At 62.9% G+C, this 16,006-nt stretch carries 14 protein-coding genes and 1 tRNA gene; 11 read left to right on the plus strand and 4 right to left on the minus strand.

The window, feature by feature from the left end:
- Positions 1 to 124: 124 nt before the first annotated feature.
- Genes NKI06_RS25895 through dprA form a run of 4 tightly spaced genes read left to right on the plus strand, consistent with a single transcriptional unit; the run spans position 125 to position 4,156 of the window.
- Positions 125 to 1,087 (plus strand): aspartate carbamoyltransferase catalytic subunit, encoded by a 963-nt coding sequence (locus NKI06_RS25895; protein ID WP_023696535.1) that lies wholly within the window; start codon positions 125 to 127, stop codon positions 1,085 to 1,087.
- A complete protein-coding gene (locus tag NKI06_RS25900; protein ID WP_352518800.1) occupies positions 1,084 to 2,370 on the plus strand; it encodes a dihydroorotase in 1,287 nt (428 codons plus the stop codon). The genes NKI06_RS25895 and NKI06_RS25900 overlap by 4 nt, the downstream gene beginning before the upstream one ends.
- A 56-nt stretch (positions 2,371 to 2,426) precedes the next feature.
- Positions 2,427 to 3,032, plus strand: coding sequence for a glycerol-3-phosphate 1-O-acyltransferase PlsY (plsY, locus tag NKI06_RS25905; protein WP_352518801.1), 606 nt, complete (start codon positions 2,427 to 2,429; stop codon positions 3,030 to 3,032).
- On the plus strand, positions 3,029 to 4,156 hold the full coding sequence (gene dprA / locus NKI06_RS25910) for a DNA-processing protein DprA (protein ID WP_352518802.1): 1,128 nt from the start codon (positions 3,029 to 3,031) through the stop codon (positions 4,154 to 4,156). The genes plsY and dprA overlap by 4 nt, the downstream gene beginning before the upstream one ends.
- A 235-nt stretch (positions 4,157 to 4,391) precedes the next feature.
- Here dprA and NKI06_RS25915 read toward each other — a convergent pair whose 3' ends face one another.
- Positions 4,392 to 5,534, minus strand: a complete 1,143-nt coding sequence (locus tag NKI06_RS25915) for a hypothetical protein (RefSeq protein ID WP_352987582.1) — start codon at positions 5,532 to 5,534, stop codon at positions 4,392 to 4,394.
- 257 nt (positions 5,535 to 5,791) lie between these two features.
- Here NKI06_RS25915 and NKI06_RS25920 point away from each other — a divergent pair, with 257 nt between their 5' ends.
- The 6 genes from NKI06_RS25920 (at position 5,792) to NKI06_RS25945 (ending at position 11,619) form a co-directional block, all read left to right on the plus strand.
- Positions 5,792 to 6,676, plus strand: coding sequence for a dihydrodipicolinate synthase family protein (locus NKI06_RS25920; protein ID WP_352987583.1), 885 nt, complete (start codon positions 5,792 to 5,794; stop codon positions 6,674 to 6,676).
- A 23-nt stretch (positions 6,677 to 6,699) separates the two neighbouring features.
- A complete protein-coding gene (locus tag NKI06_RS25925) occupies positions 6,700 to 7,359 on the plus strand; it encodes a GntR family transcriptional regulator (RefSeq protein ID WP_352987585.1) in 660 nt (219 codons plus the stop codon).
- A 63-nt stretch (positions 7,360 to 7,422) separates the two neighbouring features.
- Positions 7,423 to 8,760 carry an ABC transporter substrate-binding protein gene (locus NKI06_RS25930; protein WP_023806080.1) on the plus strand — a complete coding sequence of 446 codons (1,338 nt, stop codon included), beginning with the start codon at positions 7,423 to 7,425 and terminating at the stop codon, positions 8,758 to 8,760.
- Positions 8,760 to 9,698: a carbohydrate ABC transporter permease gene (locus NKI06_RS25935; protein ID WP_023670984.1), complete on the plus strand. Its 939-nt coding sequence runs from the start codon at positions 8,760 to 8,762 to the stop codon at positions 9,696 to 9,698. Before NKI06_RS25930 ends, NKI06_RS25935 begins: the two co-directional genes overlap by 1 nt.
- Entirely contained in the window at positions 9,699 to 10,520 is an 822-nt protein-coding gene (locus tag NKI06_RS25940; protein ID WP_023700756.1) for a carbohydrate ABC transporter permease, read from the plus strand. It abuts the gene before it with no gap.
- A gap of 37 nt (positions 10,521 to 10,557) precedes the next feature.
- Positions 10,558 to 11,619, plus strand: coding sequence for an ABC transporter ATP-binding protein (locus NKI06_RS25945; RefSeq protein WP_023700757.1), 1,062 nt, complete (start codon positions 10,558 to 10,560; stop codon positions 11,617 to 11,619).
- Between the two features lie 47 nt (positions 11,620 to 11,666).
- Here the strand turns inward: NKI06_RS25945 and NKI06_RS25950 are convergent.
- Positions 11,667 to 11,742 (minus strand) — tRNA-Lys (locus tag NKI06_RS25950).
- A gap of 322 nt (positions 11,743 to 12,064) precedes the next feature.
- Between NKI06_RS25950 and NKI06_RS25955 the strand changes: the two genes are divergently transcribed.
- Entirely contained in the window at positions 12,065 to 12,565 is a 501-nt protein-coding gene (locus NKI06_RS25955; RefSeq protein WP_023724353.1) for a BA14K family protein, read from the plus strand.
- Positions 12,566 to 12,656: 91 nt separating this feature from the next.
- On the opposite strand, the gene glpK is transcribed toward NKI06_RS25955, so the two are convergent.
- Together glpK and NKI06_RS25965 are read right to left on the minus strand one after the other, a co-directional pair.
- Positions 12,657 to 14,150, minus strand: a complete 1,494-nt coding sequence (gene glpK, locus NKI06_RS25960; protein WP_352987586.1) for a glycerol kinase GlpK — start codon at positions 14,148 to 14,150, stop codon at positions 12,657 to 12,659.
- An 89-nt stretch (positions 14,151 to 14,239) separates the two neighbouring features.
- A complete protein-coding gene (locus tag NKI06_RS25965; protein ID WP_023670978.1) occupies positions 14,240 to 15,967 on the minus strand; it encodes an ABC transporter substrate-binding protein in 1,728 nt (575 codons plus the stop codon).
- Positions 15,968 to 16,006 lie beyond the last annotated feature (39 nt).

Below are 16,006 nucleotides of genomic sequence, written 5' to 3' on the forward strand. Positions count from 1 at the left end.
AAGCAATCGGCTAGATATAGCCCAAGGCAGGCGTCGCGCGCGACGAAAATACCGGGGAGAAAGGTCGCAATGCCAAGCTGACGCTTGCGGCAAGGAATTCTCCCCCCTATAGCAGCGCCTTGAGATGACCGACGCTTCGTCCCTGCCGCTTTATCCTCACCGCCATCTTCTGGGCATCCGCGATCTTTCCCCCGGTGACATCGAGCTTCTGCTCGACCGGGCCGATCGTGCCGTCGCCATTTCGCGGCAGTCCGAAAAGAAGACCTCGACGCTGCGCGGCCGCACCCAGATCAACCTCTTCTACGAAGCCTCGACGCGCACGCAGTCGTCGTTCGAACTGGCCGGGAAACGGCTCGGCGCCGACGTCATGAACATGTCGGTGGCGAGCTCTTCGGTGAAGAAGGGCGAGACGCTGATCGACACGGCGATGACGCTGAACGCCATGCGCCCCGACATCCTGATCATCCGCCACCAGTCTGCGGGTGCCGCCGCCCTTTTGGCGCAGAAGGTCGGCTGCTCGGTGGTCAATGCCGGCGACGGCGCGCATGAACACCCAACGCAGGCGCTGCTCGACGCGCTGACTATCCGCCGCGCCAAGGGGCCGCTGTCGAAACTGATCGTAGCGATCTGCGGCGACATCCTGCATTCGCGCGTCGCGCGTTCCAACATCATGCTCTTGAACGCGCTTGGCGCGCAGGTGCGGGTCGTGGCGCCGTCGACGCTGCTGCCCACCGGCATCGAGAAAATGGGCGTCATCGTCTCGCGCTCGATGGCCGAGGGCCTCAAGGGCGCCGACGTGGTGATGATGCTGCGCCTGCAGCGTGAGCGGATGGAAGGCGCCTTCGTGCCTTCGGTACGCGAATATTTCCGCTATTTCGGCCTCGATGCCGAAAAGCTGAAGGCCGCCAAGGACGGCGCGCTGGTGATGCATCCCGGTCCGATGAACCGCGGCGTCGAGATTGCGTCCGAAATCGCCGACGGTCCGCAAAGCGTCATCCAGGAACAGGTCGAGATGGGTGTCGCCGTGCGCATGGCGGTGATGGAAGCGCTGCTCGACCCGCGCCGCAACGAGGGCCGGAGCGCATGAGCACGACGGTCTTTGAGCGCGCCCGCATCGTCGACCCGTCACGCGGCTTCGACGAGGTCGGCACCGTGATCGTCGAGGGGAAAAAGATCGTTGCCGCCGGCAAGGCTGCCCTGAACCAGGGCCTGCCGGCGGGAGCCACCGTGGTCGACTGCGCCGGCAAGGCAATCATTCCCGGCCTGATCGACGCGCGCGTCTTCATCGGCGAACCGGGCGGCGAACATCGCGAGACCATCGCTTCGGCCAGCGTTGCGGCGGCGGCCGGCGGCGTTACCTCCGTCGTTATGATGCCCGACACGGACCCGGTGATCGACAATGTCGCGCTGGTCGAATTCGTGCTGCGCACCGCCCGGGACACGGCAAGCGTCAACATCTTTCCGGCGGCGGCGATCACCAAAGGCCTCGCCGGTCGCGAGATGACCGAATTCGGCCTGTTGCGCGAGGCCGGTGCGGTCGCCTTCACCGATGGGCGGCACACAATATCCAGCGCACTGGTGATGCGCCGGGCTCTCACCTATGCCCGCGATTTCGGTGGCGTCATCGCACATGAGACACAGGATGGCGACCTCGCTTCGGCAGGCGTGATGAATGAAGGCCTGTATGCCAGCTGGCTCGGCCTTGCCGGCATTCCGCGCGAGGCCGAGTCCATCCCGCTGGAGCGCGACCTGGCGCTGGCACGGCTGACGCGCGGCGCCTACCACGCGGCCAAGATCTCGACGGCGATGGCAGCGCAAGCGATGACGCGGGCGAAAGCCGACCAGGCCAATGTCACGGCGGGCGTGGCGATCCAAAATCTGTCGCTGAACGAGAACGATGTGGGGGAATACCGCACCTTCTTCCGGCTGACGCCGCCTTTGCGCGCGGAGGAAGACCGGCTGGCCATGATCGAGGCGGTCAAGGACGGCACGATCGACATCATCGTCTCCTCGCACGACCCGCAGGATGTCGACACCAAGCGCCTTCCCTTCGCCGATGCAGCTGCCGGCGCGATCGGGTTGGAGACGCTGCTTGGAGCAGCGCTTCGGCTCTACCACAATGGTGACGTGCCGCTACTTCGGCTGGTCGAAACACTGTCCACCGCACCAGCAAGGCTGTTCGGCCTGCCGGGCGGCACGCTGAAGCCGGGAGCGCCGGCCGATCTTGCGCTGATCGACCTCGAAGAACCCTGGATCGTGAGTGAAAGCGGCATCCGCTCGCGCTCGAAAAACACCTGCTTCGAAGGTGCGCGGCTGCAAGGCATGGTCTTGCAAACGCTGGTGGCGGGCCGCACAGTGTTTTCGAGCTAGAGCGATCGCGCCACGTCGCAGACCGATATGTTGCTGGGGAAATGCGGGGGCAAACAATGAGTTATAACGTTATCCTGGCATTGCTGTTCGGCTATCTCCTCGGCTCGATTCCCTTCGGCCTCTTGATCACCCGCGCGGCCGGCCTCGGCGATGTGCGCAAAATCGGCTCCGGCAATATCGGCGCCACCAACGTTCTTCGCACCGGCAACAAGGGCCTCGCCGCCGCGACGCTGGTGCTCGACGCGTTGAAGGGTACGGCGGCGGTGATGATCGCGCGCCATTTTGGACACGACTACGGACTGTGGGCCGGCCTTGGGCTCTGGGCAGGCCTTGGCGCCTTCCTTGGCCATCTGTATCCGGTCTGGCTCGGTTTCAAGGGCGGCAAGGGCGTGGCGACCTATCTCGGCGTGCTGATCGCGCTCGGCTGGCATGTGGCGCTGATCTTTATCGTCGTCTGGCTGGCGATGGCTTTTCTGTTTCGCTATTCCTCACTGGCAGCGCTGACGGCGGCGGTCATCGTGCCGATCCCGCTTTATTTCTGGAGCACACCTGAGACCGCCGGGCTGTTCCTGGTGATGAGCCTGATCGTCATCTTCAAACATCGCGCCAACATTTCGCGCCTTCTTGCCGGCACCGAAGGCAAGATCGGAGCCAAGGGTTGAGCAAGCCCGCCGCCGGGCCGCGCCTCAGCGACCGGCAGCGGCTGAGCTGGCTGCGGCTGATCCGCACCCAAAATGTCGGCCCGACCTCGTTTCGCGAATTGATCAACCGCTTTGGTTCGGCGGAGGCGGCGTTGGAGATGCTGCCCGAGCTGATGATTTCGGGCGGAGCCAAAAGGATCATGCGCATTCCTTCCGTGGAGGAAGCCGAAGCGGAACTCGACGCAGCCAGTGAAAACGGCGCCCGCTTCGTCGGCATCGGCGAGGCCGACTACCCGCCGATGCTGAAAAACATGGACAATCCGCCGCCACTGATTGCCGTGAAGGGCGAGGCAGCCGTCTTTCGCCTGCCGGCGGTGGCCATCGTCGGCGCCCGCAACGCGTCGCTCGCCGGCATCAAGATGGCGCGCATGCTGGCGGCGGATCTTGGCCGCGACGGCTACGTCATCGTTTCCGGCCTGGCGCGCGGCATCGACACGGCAGCACACCAGGGCAGTCTCTCGACTGGTACAGTGGGTGTGCTGGCCGGTGGGCTCGATGTCCCCTACCCGCCCGAAAATATCGGCTTGTGCGAAGACATTGCCGAGCGTGGCGGCGCCGTTATTTCGGAAATGCCGTTCGGCTGGCAGCCGCGGGCGCAGGATTTTCCGCGCCGCAACCGGCTTGTCGCGGGCGCCGCCCTCGGACTGGTGGTGATCGAAGCTGCGCAACGCTCCGGCTCGCTGATCAGCGCGCGCCTGGCCGGCGAGATGGGCCGGCTGGTCTTTGCCGTACCGGGTTCGCCGCTCGATCCGCGCTGCGCCGGCTCCAACGGGCTGCTCAAGGATGGCGCCACCCTGGTCACCGAGGCGGCCGACGTTTCCGGTGCGATCGCACCCTTGGCGGGCACGCGAACGCGAAGCATTGCGCCGCCAGAAAAGGCACCCGATTTTTCGGCAACACCCCCGCCCGGTGAGGACGAACGCAGCGGCGTGCTCGAGGCGCTGGGCCCAACGCCGGTGGGCGTGGACGAGATCATCCGCCACACCGGCCTCAACGCCGCGCAAGTCTCCATGGTGCTGCTGGAACTCGACCTTGCCGGCCGCATCGAGCGCCATGCCGGCGGCAATGTCTCACTGGTTTCGTGACGTTCCAGCCGATCCCGCCGCACGTCGGCCGCAACTCACGCGTCGAGGGTCACGCCGGCGGCGCCAACCTCGGTATAGTCGCCAACGCCGGTACAGATGCCACCGCAGGGTATTTTCCAGGCGGCTCCCGGAAAAGCACTCCGCCATTCCAGGGCTCTCCGTTGCACTGACGATCACGCTCGCAATGGCATACTCGACAGCTGACGAAAACCGGGCTCGACAGTCTGCGCATCAGTCAGCGGAACAGATACTTCGATACCTCCGGATTGCCACGGCGCCACATCACATTGTCGAGAAAATAATGGTGCACATTGATGAAGATGAGCACGATGAAGAAGAACAGCGATGACCCCAGCACTTGCCTGTCATAGGGAATCAAAGCCGTCAGCGCGGATGGGATCAGCCAGAAGCCGAGATAGCCAAGGGCCGTGCCGCCGACGATGAAGCCGAGGAGCCGAAACCTGTAGAGGGGGCCAAGAAAGGACAGGATTTTCGGCTGCGGATCGCCTTCGGCATCGGAACTGTCTCGCTCGACGTTCGTCTGGTAGCGCCAGACCACGGCGAGATACTGCAGCGAGTGGAGCGCGGGAACGATCAGCAGCCAAAGCGGGTTTACCCGCGCAATCAGGATCCAGAGATAGAGCGACGCGACATAGGCCACCAAACCGTTATAGGGCAGGCCGCCACCGTTCTTCCGCCAGCGATTGACCAGCATCAAAAGCGTAGCCGCCGTCGACGCAACGGCCGCCAGCATGGCGATGTCGGTAATCCAGGAAGGGGCCGCGAATGTGTAATAGTCCAGGCCATAATATTTGCCCTGGGTGACCGCCGTATTCGTCTGCAGCCATGCCAGGATCCACACGGCATAGGAGTTGACCAGCAGCACCTTCTTGTCGCGGTCGTCGAAGAATTTGCGCTTCAGCACCGCATCCACCATCAGCATGCCGTAGCCCTGCTTGACGTAGTGCCAACCGACAAAAAAGAACATGGCGTTGGTGGCATAGCCGAGCAGGCGCGTGTTCGCCGCCGCGGCGCCATAGGCAAAGAACCCGGCCATGACCAGGGGCACGACAATGCCCGCGAAGATATAGCGGAGCTGCAGGCTCCTGTCGTAGCCGTCGCCCGTCACCTTGCGCCCGAAATTGCGGTAGAAAAGCTGGTAGGAGTGGGCGAAGTGGGGATAGTTCACGAGATAGGCAACGATCACCATCGTTGCGGCCACCGGACCCTCATATTCGAGCGGAACGAGAAACAGCACCGGCAGGATGAGAAACGCGCTGCCGCCCAGCATGAGGAAATCGGCGACCGGGCCGAAGAGGTACTTTTGAGGCGCCGCCGCCTTAGGAGCGACAGCATCCGCCGAAAGCTGAAGTGTCATGTCAAACCCTCCCCTGGGAAAGGCTGAGTTTAGCCATCGACTGGGATGGGGACAAGGTTGGAGCTGCCGCTCCGCGCCCGAACACTGGGCCATCCTGCTGTTTCGCCAATGGTCTCGATCCGCCATGGCTTGAACCCGTGAACCTCTCGATAAAAAAGGTGGGGGGCCTCCGCTGTTAAAAAAGCGCACCACCCCAATTTACGACTAACATGTTAGTGTGCTAGCACAGCATACATACCTGCTTCGGAGACCTTCCGGTGACATCACGCTTTGGCCTTTCGGCCGCTCTCGCCACGCCTTTCGATGCCCGCGGGCAGATCGCCACCGCCCCCATGATCGCTCAGGCCGAAAGTTGCCTGGCGCAGGGTTGCGGCAGCGTGACGCTTTTCGGCACCACAGGGGAAGGCGCATCGGTGGGCACGACGGAGCGGCGGTCGGTGACCGAGGCCATGCTGGCTGCTGGAATCCTGCCGCATCAACTCGTTGCCGGCGTGCTGGTCGACGCCGCCGAAGACGCCGCCGAACAGGCACAGCATGCCTTGCAGCGCGGCGCCCGAAACATTCTGCTGGCCCCGCCAAGCTACTTCAAGAATGTCGGCGACGACGGCCTTTTCGGCTGGTTTTCCGCCGTCTTTGCCGCGCTCGGCCCCCTCGCCCGTGACGTGCTGCTCTACAACATCCCTTCGGTTACCATGGTGCAGCTTTCGCTTGGCCTGATCGGCCGGTTGCGCACTGCTTTTCCCGACGTGGTCGCCGGGGTGAAGGATTCCGGTGGAAATTGGAGCTACAGCGAGGCGCTGCTTGCCGCCCATGGCGATCTGGTGATCCTGATCGGCGATGAAAGGCATCTGGCGCGTGCGGTGCGACTGGGTGCTCAAGGCGCAATCTCGGGCATGGCCAATTTCGTCCCGGGCGAAATCCGCGCCATGGCCGAGGACGGGCGCGACGATCCTCGCGTCGAGAGTTTTGTGCTCGAATTGCTCAAATATCCGGTCACCCCGGCGGTAAAGGTGATGGTGGCGCGCAAGACCGGCGACGAGCGCTGGCTGGCGGTCCGTCCGCCGCTGGAGCCGATCGCTTTGCAAGGGCAGCAGCAGCTTGCCGCAGCCTATGACAGCTTGTTTGCCAGGGAACCGGCCTGACCGGCAAAGAGAAGCGCGCCGAAATGGAAGACGGCAACGAACCGACCACCCTCAGGGAGAAGGCCTATGCCAGCTTCACGCGGCATTTGCTGGCGCGCGACTTCAAGCCAGGCCAGTTCGTGTCGCAGCGTGAGCTGGTTGCCTTCACCGGACTGCCGCTCGGCGCCATTCGCGAGATCGTGCCGCGTCTCGAGGCGGAAGGACTGCTGACGACCATTCCGCAGCGCGGCATGCAGATCGCCCATATAGACATCAGCTTGATCCGCGAGGCCTTTCAGTTCCGCCTGTTCATGGAGCGTGAAGCGGTGGCGCTGTTTACGGTCAGCGCCTCCGACGCCGAGCTTGCCCGCTTGCGGCGCGAGCATGAGGACATGCTTGCCCAGGCGCTGGAGCAGACCCCGACGCCGGAGATGGAGGCCAAGGCGCAGACTATCGACTGGGCCATGCACGACACGTTCATCGATGCGCTGGGCAACGAGATCATCGCCAAGGCCTATCTGGTCAATTCGGTGAAGATCCGCCTGATCCACCAGGAACGGTTCCGTATCGACGGGCGCGTCGTGCCGGTGATGCGCGAGCACCTGGCGGTGATCGAAGCCATGGAGAGCCGCGATCCAGGGAAGGCGGTCGAGGCGATCAGTCTGCATATCGACAAGGCGCGCCGGCTGGCGCTGCAGATCTGAGGAAACCTGAGCCGCACCGCGGTCCGCGATGCAATCGACAACGACAACAACCGGGAGGAAGACATGTCGTCCAATCTGTTCAACCCAACCAGGAGGCAACTCCTCCAGGGAACCGCCGCCCTTGCCGCCGCCGGCTTTGCCGGTGTTCGCCCAAGCTTTGCCGCCGGCGTCGACTGGAAGCGCTTTGCGGGAACGACGCTTGACGTCAATCTGGTGAAAAGCCCGCGCAGCGACACGCTGATAAAATACATCGCCGAGTTCGAGGAACTGACCGGGATCAAGGTCAATGCCGAAGCGACGCCGGAACAGCAGCAGCGCCAGAAGACGGTGATCGAACTGAGCTCCGGCAAACCGAGCTTCGACGTCGTGCATCTGAGCTACCACGTGCAGAAGCGCCAGTTCGAAAAGGGCGACTGGCTGGCCGACATATCAGGCTATCTCGCCGACCCGACCCTGACCGATCCTGCGCTGGTGGAAACCGATTTCGCCGATGCCGGCATGCTGTTTGCCAAGGACGGCCAGGGCGTGCTGCGCTCGCTGCCGTTCTCGGTGGATTACTGGATCGTCTACTGGAACAAGGAATTGTTCGAGGCCAAGGGCCTCAAATACCCCGAGACGTTCGAGCAGCTGGTGGCCGCCGCCGAAACGCTGACCGATCCGTCGACCAACACCTACGGCTTTGTCGCCCGCGGCCTGAAAAACGCCAACACGCCGGTATGGACGTCGCTGATGCTCGGCTACGACATGACGCCGCTCGATGACAAGGGCAAGCTGCGCACGACCTCGCCCGAGGCGGTCGAGGCCGCCAGCCTCTACCAGCGGCTGATGACCAAGTCGGCGCCTCCAGGCGTCACCGGATTCAACTGGGCCGAAGCCCAGTCCGCCTTCCTGCAAGGCAAGATCGGCATGTGGTTCGATGGCGTCGGCTTTGCCCCGCCGATGGAAAACCCGGAAAAGTCACGAGTGGTCGGCAAGGTCGGCTACGGCGTCATGCCCAAGGGGCCCAAGGCGCATGCCGCCGGCACCTTTGGCGACGGCCTCGGCGTGACGGCCGCCAGCGAGAAGAAGGAGGCCGCCTATCTGTTCTGCCAGTGGGCGATTTCGCCCGCCATGGGCGCGCGCCTGCTGCAGGCGGGTGCCGGCGTGCCGTTCCGCAAGTCGGTGCTGGAAGATCCCAAGGTGCGCGAAGGCGTCACCATGCCGGCGAGCTGGCTCGATGCCGTGGTCGGCTCGGGCAATGTCAGCCGGCTGTCGCTGCCGGTCATCATTCCGGTCACCGAGTTCCGCGACATCTATGGCGTGGCGCTGACCAATCTGATCGCCGGCGCCGATCCGGCAGAGGAACTGAAGAAGGCCACCGAGCAGTTCCAGCCGGTGCTCGACCGGAGCGAGCAAGGCTGATGTCCGCCATCACCCCAGAACGCACCGGGGTGACGACGCAAGCCATCGAAGGGGGCCAGACCATCCGTCTGGCTCCCAACTACTGGCCTTTCGTCGTCCCGGCGCTCGTCGTCGTCGGCGCCGTGATCGTCTTTCCCTGGGCCTTCACACTGTGGATGAGCGTCAACCGCTGGACCCTCGGCCAGGCGCGAAGCTTTGCCGGGATGGAAAACTATCTGCGGCTGGCAGTCGACCAACGCTTCTGGGAATCGCTTTTCCATACGCTGACCTACACGGCGCTTTCGGTCGCGGCGCCGATGTTCCTTGGCACTGTCGCGGCGCTGATCTTCGACGCCAAATTTCCGCTGCGCGGCCTGTTGCGCGGCGTCTTCGTCATGCCGATGATGGCAACGCCAGTCGCCGTGGCGCTGGTCTGGACGATGATGTTCCATCCCCAGCTCGGCGTGCTCAACTATCTGTTGTCGCTGGTCGGCATCCCGGCGCAGGAATGGATCTTTAATGCCAGGACGGTCATCCCGTCCCTGGTTGCGGTCGAGACCTGGCAGTGGACGCCGCTGGTGATGCTGATCGTGCTGGGCGGCTTGGCCTCCGTGCCGCGCGAGCCCTTCGAGAGCGCCGAGATCGATGGCGCCAACGCCTGGCAGCAATTCCGCTATCTCACCTTGCCGATGATCGCGCCGTTCCTGATGATCGCGATGATCATCCGCACTATCGATGCGCTGAAAAGTTTTGACATCATCTATGCCATGACCCAGGGCGGACCGGGCACGGCCTCGGAAACCATCAACATCTATCTCTACAACACCGCCTTCTCCTACTACGACATCGGCTATGGCTCGGCCATGGCCGTGGTGTTCTTCATCGTCATCGTCGCGCTGTCCTTCATCCTGCTGATGCTGCGCCAGCGCTCCCAATGGATCGGGGTGGAGGGCAAATAGATGAGTTCACGGCTGCTCAACCGGATCGGGCTGTTTTTCGCGGCTCTGGTCTTCGTCTCGCCGGCGATCCTGTTCTTCCTCTGGATGATCTCGCTGTCGCTGAAGTTCGAGATCGACAACGGTGCCTACCCGCCGATCCTGATCCCGGAACATCTCGCCTGGTCGAACTATGTGAAGGTATTCGAGGAGAACAATTTCCTGCTCTATTTCTGGAATTCGGTTCTGGTGACGGGCACGGCAACGTTGCTGGCGCTGCTGATCGGCGTGCCGGCGGGCTATGGCATCGCGCGGCTCAAGGCCGAACGCTCGGCGGTGGTCATCATGATCGCCCGCATGACGCCGGGGCTTTCCTATCTCATTCCGCTGTTCCTGCTGTTCCAGTGGGTCGGCATTCTCGGCACGCTGTGGCCGCAGATCATCATCCATCTGGTGGTGACGGTGCCGATCGTGGTCTGGGTGATGATCGGCTATTTCGAGACCACGCCGATGGAGCTGGAAGAAGCGGCCAACATCGATGGCGCCAGTTCCTGGCAGGTGTTCCGGCTGGTCGCCTTGCCCATCGCCAAGCCGGGCATTGTCGTCGCCTTCATCCTGTCGATCATCTTCTCATGGAACAATTTCGTCTTCGGCATTGTGCTCGCCAGCCGCGAGACTCGCACGCTGCCGGTCGCCGTCTACAACATGCTTTCCTACGAGCAGGTGAGCTGGGGTCCGCTCGCCGCCGCAGCACTTGTGGTCACGCTGCCGGTGCTGGTGCTGACCCTGTTCGCGCAAAGGCAGATCGTCGCAGGGCTGACCGCAGGCGCCGTCAAGGGCGGCTGAGGCACGGCCCGACATCACTCATTCCGGGAGAAATCCAATGGCATCGGTAACAATCAACAACGTCCAGAAGGCTTTCGGAGCCGCCAAGATCATCCACGATGTCAGCGTCGACATCTCCGATGGCGAATTCGTCATCCTGGTCGGGCCGTCGGGCTGCGGAAAGTCGACGCTGCTGCGCATGATTGCCGGACTGGAAACGATCTCGGGCGGCAGGATCGCCATTGGCGATCGCGTCGTCAACAATCTCAGGGCGCGCGACCGAAACATCGCCATGGTGTTCCAGAACTACGCGCTCTATCCGCATATGACGGTGGCCGACAATATGGGCTTTGCCCTGAAGATCAAGAAAGCCGATCCGGCCGACACCGCCGGCCGCGTCGGCAGGGCCGCCAGCATTCTCGGCCTGGACAAGCTGCTCGACCGCTATCCGCGTCAGCTTTCCGGCGGCCAGCGCCAGCGCGTCGCCATGGGCCGCGCCATCGTGCGCGACCCGCAGGTGTTCCTGTTCGACGAGCCGCTGTCCAATCTCGACGCCAAATTGCGCGTGCAGATGCGCGGCGAGATCAAGGCGCTGCACCAGCGGCTGGGAACCACAACCATCTACGTCACGCACGACCAGATCGAGGCCATGACCATGGCCGACAAGATCGTCGTGCTGCATGACGGCCTTGTCGAGCAGATCGGCGCGCCGCTCGATCTCTACGATCGCCCGGCCAACCTCTTCGTTGCCGGCTTCATCGGCTCGCCGGCGATGAATTTCATTCGCGGCCATGTCGAGGAAGGTGTTTTCCGCAGCGCCGGTGGACTGATCTTGCCGCTGCCGGAAGGCATCGACCTGGCAAACATACCCGGCGGCGACCTCATCTACGGCATCCGCCCCGAACACATCCGAGCGACGACCGCCAAAGGAATCCCCGGCACGATCGTGCTTCTGGAAGCAACGGGTTCGGAAATCTTTGCCAGGGTCGACTGCGCCGGAGAAGAAATCTCCTGCCTTTTCCGCGAGCGGCTGGCACTGAAACAGGGCGAGCAGATGCGCATCGAGATCGACCGCGCCTGCGCTCATCTGTTCGACGTCAAGACCGGGCGGCGATTGTAGGGGGCGATGGGGGCTGCTGACAGGGCAACTTCCGCACGAAATATTTCTGGTGAGCGCGTCGGGGTTCGAACCCGAGACCTACTGATTAAAAGTCAGTTGCTCTACCGGCTGAGCTACGCGCTCCCGCGGGCTCTAAAGGCCGCCCTCGAAATTGCGCGGAACATAGGGAGAGTGCCGCGACCGGTCAACCGGAAAAAGATGGCCCTTCGACCGGGGTTTCAGCCATCGCCAGACGCGCCGCAAATTGCGTCGTCACCAGCCCGGTGAGCCGCTCCCGCAACGTGGTCGCCGCTTCGATCTGTTGGCGCGCGAGACGCGCCTTTTCTCACGCGCCGAATTCGAGAAACATTACAAATCAGCAACTTACTGTTTTGGTGGGAACCATCGCACGAGCGGGCCGTTTTCGTCTCACAAGGGACGTCAACCACCCTTCAAGGAGAAGATCATGAACAAGATCGCAACGGGTCTACTGGCGACCACCCTGTCAATTTCGTTTGCCGCGGCCGCCGCTATGCCGGCCAATGCCGCCCAGATGTTCGTGCCGCAGTCATCAGCAACTTCGTCCGACATCGTGAATGTGGGCGATTCTCGTCATGACAACTGGCGGTGGATGCGCCACGGCAACCGCAATTCCGGCAATCGCGATTTCCGCGTAGGCCGCCAGTTCTCGCGCAACAATGATGGCGGCAGCTATTGGAATGGCCATCGCGGCTATCGCGAATATCACCGCGGCTATCGCCGTCACGGCGACTACTGGTTCCCGCTGGCTGCCTTCGCCACCGGCGCCTTGATCACCGGTGCGATCGTCAACAGCGAGAACAACCGCGTCTACGGCGGCGATGCGCATGTGCAGTGGTGCTACGACCGCTATCGCTCCTACCGCGCCTCGGACAACACATTCCAGCCCAACTACGGCCCTCGGCGGCAGTGTAATTCGCCCTATTGATGTGTTTAGGGCGAAGTTAGGGTAGGACGGAGCCTGCGCCGGCAACGGGCGCGGGCTTCGTCTTTTCGCGGACTTGGTCTTAAGTGCGAAATCAGGACGCGCTCAATGTCCGGCGCACCGCGTCGCGCCAACCCGCCAGTTTTGCCGAGCGGGTGTCGGCATCCATCTCCGGCTTGAAGCGGCGCTCGAGCGCCCAACTCCTGGCAAAATCCTTCGCCTTCGGCAACACACCCGCCTTCGAGCCGGCAAGCCACGCTGCGCCCAGCGCCGTCGTCTCCAGAATGGTCGGGCGATCGACCGGGGCATCGAGGATATCGGCCAGCCGCTGCATGGTCCAGTCGGAGGCCACCATGCCGCCGTCGACGCGAAGCACGGTTTTGGCCGATGCCCCCTTCCAGTCCTTGCGCATGGCGTCGAGGAGATCGCGCGTCTGGTAGGCGACGGATTCAAGCGCCGCGCGGGCGAACTCCGCCGGGCCTGAGTTGCGCGTCAGCCCGAAGATCGCGCCACGCGCTTCGGCGTCCCAATGCGGCGCGCCGAGACCGACGAAAGCCGGCACCAGATAGACGTTCTGCGTGGGGTCGGCGGTTGCCGCCAATACGCCGCTATGCTCGGCCTTGCCGATCACCTTGATGCCGTCGCGCAGCCATTGCACGGCGGCACCCGCGATGAAGATCGAGCCTTCCAAGGCATAGGTAGTCTTGCCGTTCAGCCGATAGGCGATGGTGGTCAACAGCCGGTTCTTCGAGCGCACCAGATCGGCGCCGGTGTTGAGCAGCGCAAAGCAGCCGGTGCCATAGGTCGATTTCATCATGCCTGGCTCGAAACAGGCCTGGCCGATGGTCGCTGCGTGCTGATCGCCGGCCACGCCAAGGATTTTGATTTCGGCGCCAAACAGGCTTTTTTCCGTCACGCCGTAGTCGTCGGCGCAATCCTTGACCTCAGGCAGCATCGCCACCGGGATGCGCAGGATGGAGAGCAGCTCGTCGTCCCAGACATTTTTCTCGATGTTGTAGACCAGCGTGCGCGAGGCGTTGGTGGCATCTGTCGCATGCACCTTGCCGCCGGTCAGCCGCCAGATCAAAAAACTGTCGATGGTGCCGGCGAGCAGTTCGCCCTTTTCGGCGCGCTTTCTCGCACCGTTCACCTTGTCCAGCATCCAGGCGATCTTGGTGCCGGAGAAATAGGGATCGAGCAGCAGGCCGGTCTTTTTGGTGAACTTTTTCTCCAGGCCGTGTTTTTTCAGCTTCTGGCAGAGCGGCGCGGTGCGGCGGTCCTGCCAGACGATGGCATTGTGGATCGGCTTGCCGGTCGCCTTGTCCCAGATGACGACGGTTTCGCGCTGGTTGGTGATGCCGATCGCCGCCACATCCGAAGCCTCGCGGCCGGCGGCCTTCAGCGCGCCTTTGACGGTGGCGACGACGCTTGCCCAGATCTCTTCCGGATCATGCTCGACCCAGCCGGAGGCAGGATAATGCTGCGTGAATTCCTGCTGCTTGCTGCCGGCGACCTTCATCGCGCCGTCGAACAGGATCGCCCTGGTCGATGTCGTACCCTGGTCGATTGCAAGGATGTATCCGGTCATTAGTCCTCCCGGTAGCTCGCCTATACAAACAGGGGAGACGGCAAGATGCCGCCTCCCCGTTCACTATGATCCTGGCGCGTACGCCAAGATTACTTCTGCCAGCTCTTCACCAGTTCGTCGTAGTTGATGGTGATCGGCTTTTCCTTCTCGTTCTCGATCTTCAGCTGAGGCGCGAGATTGCCGTTCTTGACCGCGTCGGCGTTCCAGTAGGCGAGGTCATGCTCTTCGGCCATCTTCGGGCCGATATCGCCCTGGACGCCCGACTTCTCGATGCGGGTCATGACTTTTTCCTGCTCGGCGCAGAGCGAGTCCATGGCTTCCTGCGCCGTCTTGGCGCCGGACGAGGCATCGCCGATCGCCTGCCACCAGAGCTGTGCCAGCTTCGGATAATCGGGCACGTTGGTGCCGGTCGGCGACCACTGAACGCGGGCCGGCGAGCGGTAGAACTCGATCAGACCACCGAGCTTCGGCGCACGTTCGGTGAAGCTCTTGTCGTGGATCGTGCTTTCGCGGATGAAGGTCAAGCCGACATGGCTCTTCTTCACGTCGACCGTCTTCGAGGTCACGAACTGCGCGTAGAGCCAGGCGGCCTTGGCGCGGTCGGTCGGCGTCGACTTCATCAGCGTCCAGGAACCCACGTCCTGATAGCCGAGCTTCATGCCGTCCTTCCAGTAGACGCCATGCGGCGACGGGGCCATGCGCCACTTCGGCGTACCGTCGTCGTTCAGCACCGCCTTGGCGCCGGCGTCGACCATCGAAGCGGTGAAGGCGGTGTACCAGAATATCTGCTGCGCGACCGCACCCTGTGCCGGCACCGGGCCGGATTCGGAGAACGTCATGCCCTGGGCTTCGGCCGGAGCGTAGGCCTTCAGCCAGTCGAGGTATTTCTGGATCGAGTAGACGGCAGCCGGGCCGTTGGTGTCGCCGCCGCGCGCCGTGCAGGAGCCGACCGGCTGTGATTTCTCGTTGACCTTGATGCCCCATTCGTCGACCGGCAGGCCGTTCGGCAGGCCCTTGTCGCCGTTGCCGGCCATCGACAGCCAGGCGTCGGTGAAGCGCCAGCCGAGCGACGGGTCCTTCTTGCCATAGTCCATGTGGCCATAGACCTTCTTGCCATCGATCTCGCGGCCGGTGAAGAACTCGGCGATGTCCTCATAGGCCGACCAGTTCACGGGAACGCCGAGGTCGTAGCCGTATTTCGCCTTGAAGTCGGCCTTGTTCTTCTCGTCGTTGAACCAGTCGTAACGGAACCAGTAGAGGTTGGCGAACTGCTGGTCGGGCAGCTGATAGAGCTTCTTGTCCGGCGCGGTGGTGAAGGAGGTGCCGATAAAATCCTTCAGGTCGAGGTTCGGATTGGTAACGTCCTTGCCCTCGCCCGCCATCCAGTCGGTCAGGTTGCGGACCTGCTGGTAGCGCCAGTGGGTGCCGATCAGGTCGGAATCGTTGACCCAGCCGTCATAAAGGTTCTGGCCGGTCTGCATCTGGGTCTGGATCTTCTCGACGACGTCGCCTTCCTGGATGACGTCATGCGTGATCTTGATGCCAGTGATGGCGGTAAAGGCCGGCGCCAGCACCTGCGATTCATACTGGTGGGTGGCGATGGTTTCGGACACGACCTTGATGTCCATGCCGGCGAAAGGCTTCGCGGCATCGATGAACCACTGCATTTCTGCTTCCTGGCCGGCGCGGTCGAGCGTCGACAGCGGGCCGATTTCCTTGTCCAGAAACGCCTTGGCCTCATCCATTCCGGCGTAGGCGTTGCCTACCCCGAGCAACAGGACAAGGGCAGTTGTTGATGTTAAAAATTGCCGTCGCATAGGTTTCCTCCACATTTAGGTTTCAAGTGCGATCTGGAA

Source organism: Mesorhizobium sp. M0772, assembly GCF_040320135.1.
GTDB lineage: Bacteria > Pseudomonadota > Alphaproteobacteria > Rhizobiales > Rhizobiaceae > Mesorhizobium.

Excerpts from the sequence above, each read along its gene's own strand:
- NKI06_RS25895 (WP_023696535.1), top strand. The coding sequence starts at position 125 with ATGACCGACGCTTCGTCCCTGCCGCTTTATCCTCACCGCCATCTTCTG.
- NKI06_RS25900 (WP_352518800.1), top strand. The coding sequence starts at position 1,084 with ATGAGCACGACGGTCTTTGAGCGCGCCCGCATCGTCGACCCGTCACGC.
- plsY (WP_352518801.1), top strand. The coding sequence starts at position 2,427 with ATGAGTTATAACGTTATCCTGGCATTGCTGTTCGGCTATCTCCTCGGC.
- NKI06_RS25915 (WP_352987582.1), bottom strand. The coding sequence starts at position 5,534 with ATGACACTTCAGCTTTCGGCGGATGCTGTCGCTCCTAAGGCGGCGGCG.
- NKI06_RS25925 (WP_352987585.1), top strand. The coding sequence starts at position 6,700 with ATGGAAGACGGCAACGAACCGACCACCCTCAGGGAGAAGGCCTATGCC.
- NKI06_RS25930 (WP_023806080.1), top strand. The coding sequence starts at position 7,423 with ATGTCGTCCAATCTGTTCAACCCAACCAGGAGGCAACTCCTCCAGGGA.
- NKI06_RS25935 (WP_023670984.1), top strand. The coding sequence starts at position 8,760 with ATGTCCGCCATCACCCCAGAACGCACCGGGGTGACGACGCAAGCCATC.
- NKI06_RS25940 (WP_023700756.1), top strand. The coding sequence starts at position 9,699 with ATGAGTTCACGGCTGCTCAACCGGATCGGGCTGTTTTTCGCGGCTCTG.
- NKI06_RS25945 (WP_023700757.1), top strand. The coding sequence starts at position 10,558 with ATGGCATCGGTAACAATCAACAACGTCCAGAAGGCTTTCGGAGCCGCC.
- NKI06_RS25955 (WP_023724353.1), top strand. The coding sequence starts at position 12,065 with ATGAACAAGATCGCAACGGGTCTACTGGCGACCACCCTGTCAATTTCG.
- glpK (WP_352987586.1), bottom strand. The coding sequence starts at position 14,150 with ATGACCGGATACATCCTTGCAATCGACCAGGGTACGACATCGACCAGG.
- NKI06_RS25965 (WP_023670978.1), bottom strand. The coding sequence starts at position 15,967 with ATGCGACGGCAATTTTTAACATCAACAACTGCCCTTGTCCTGTTGCTC.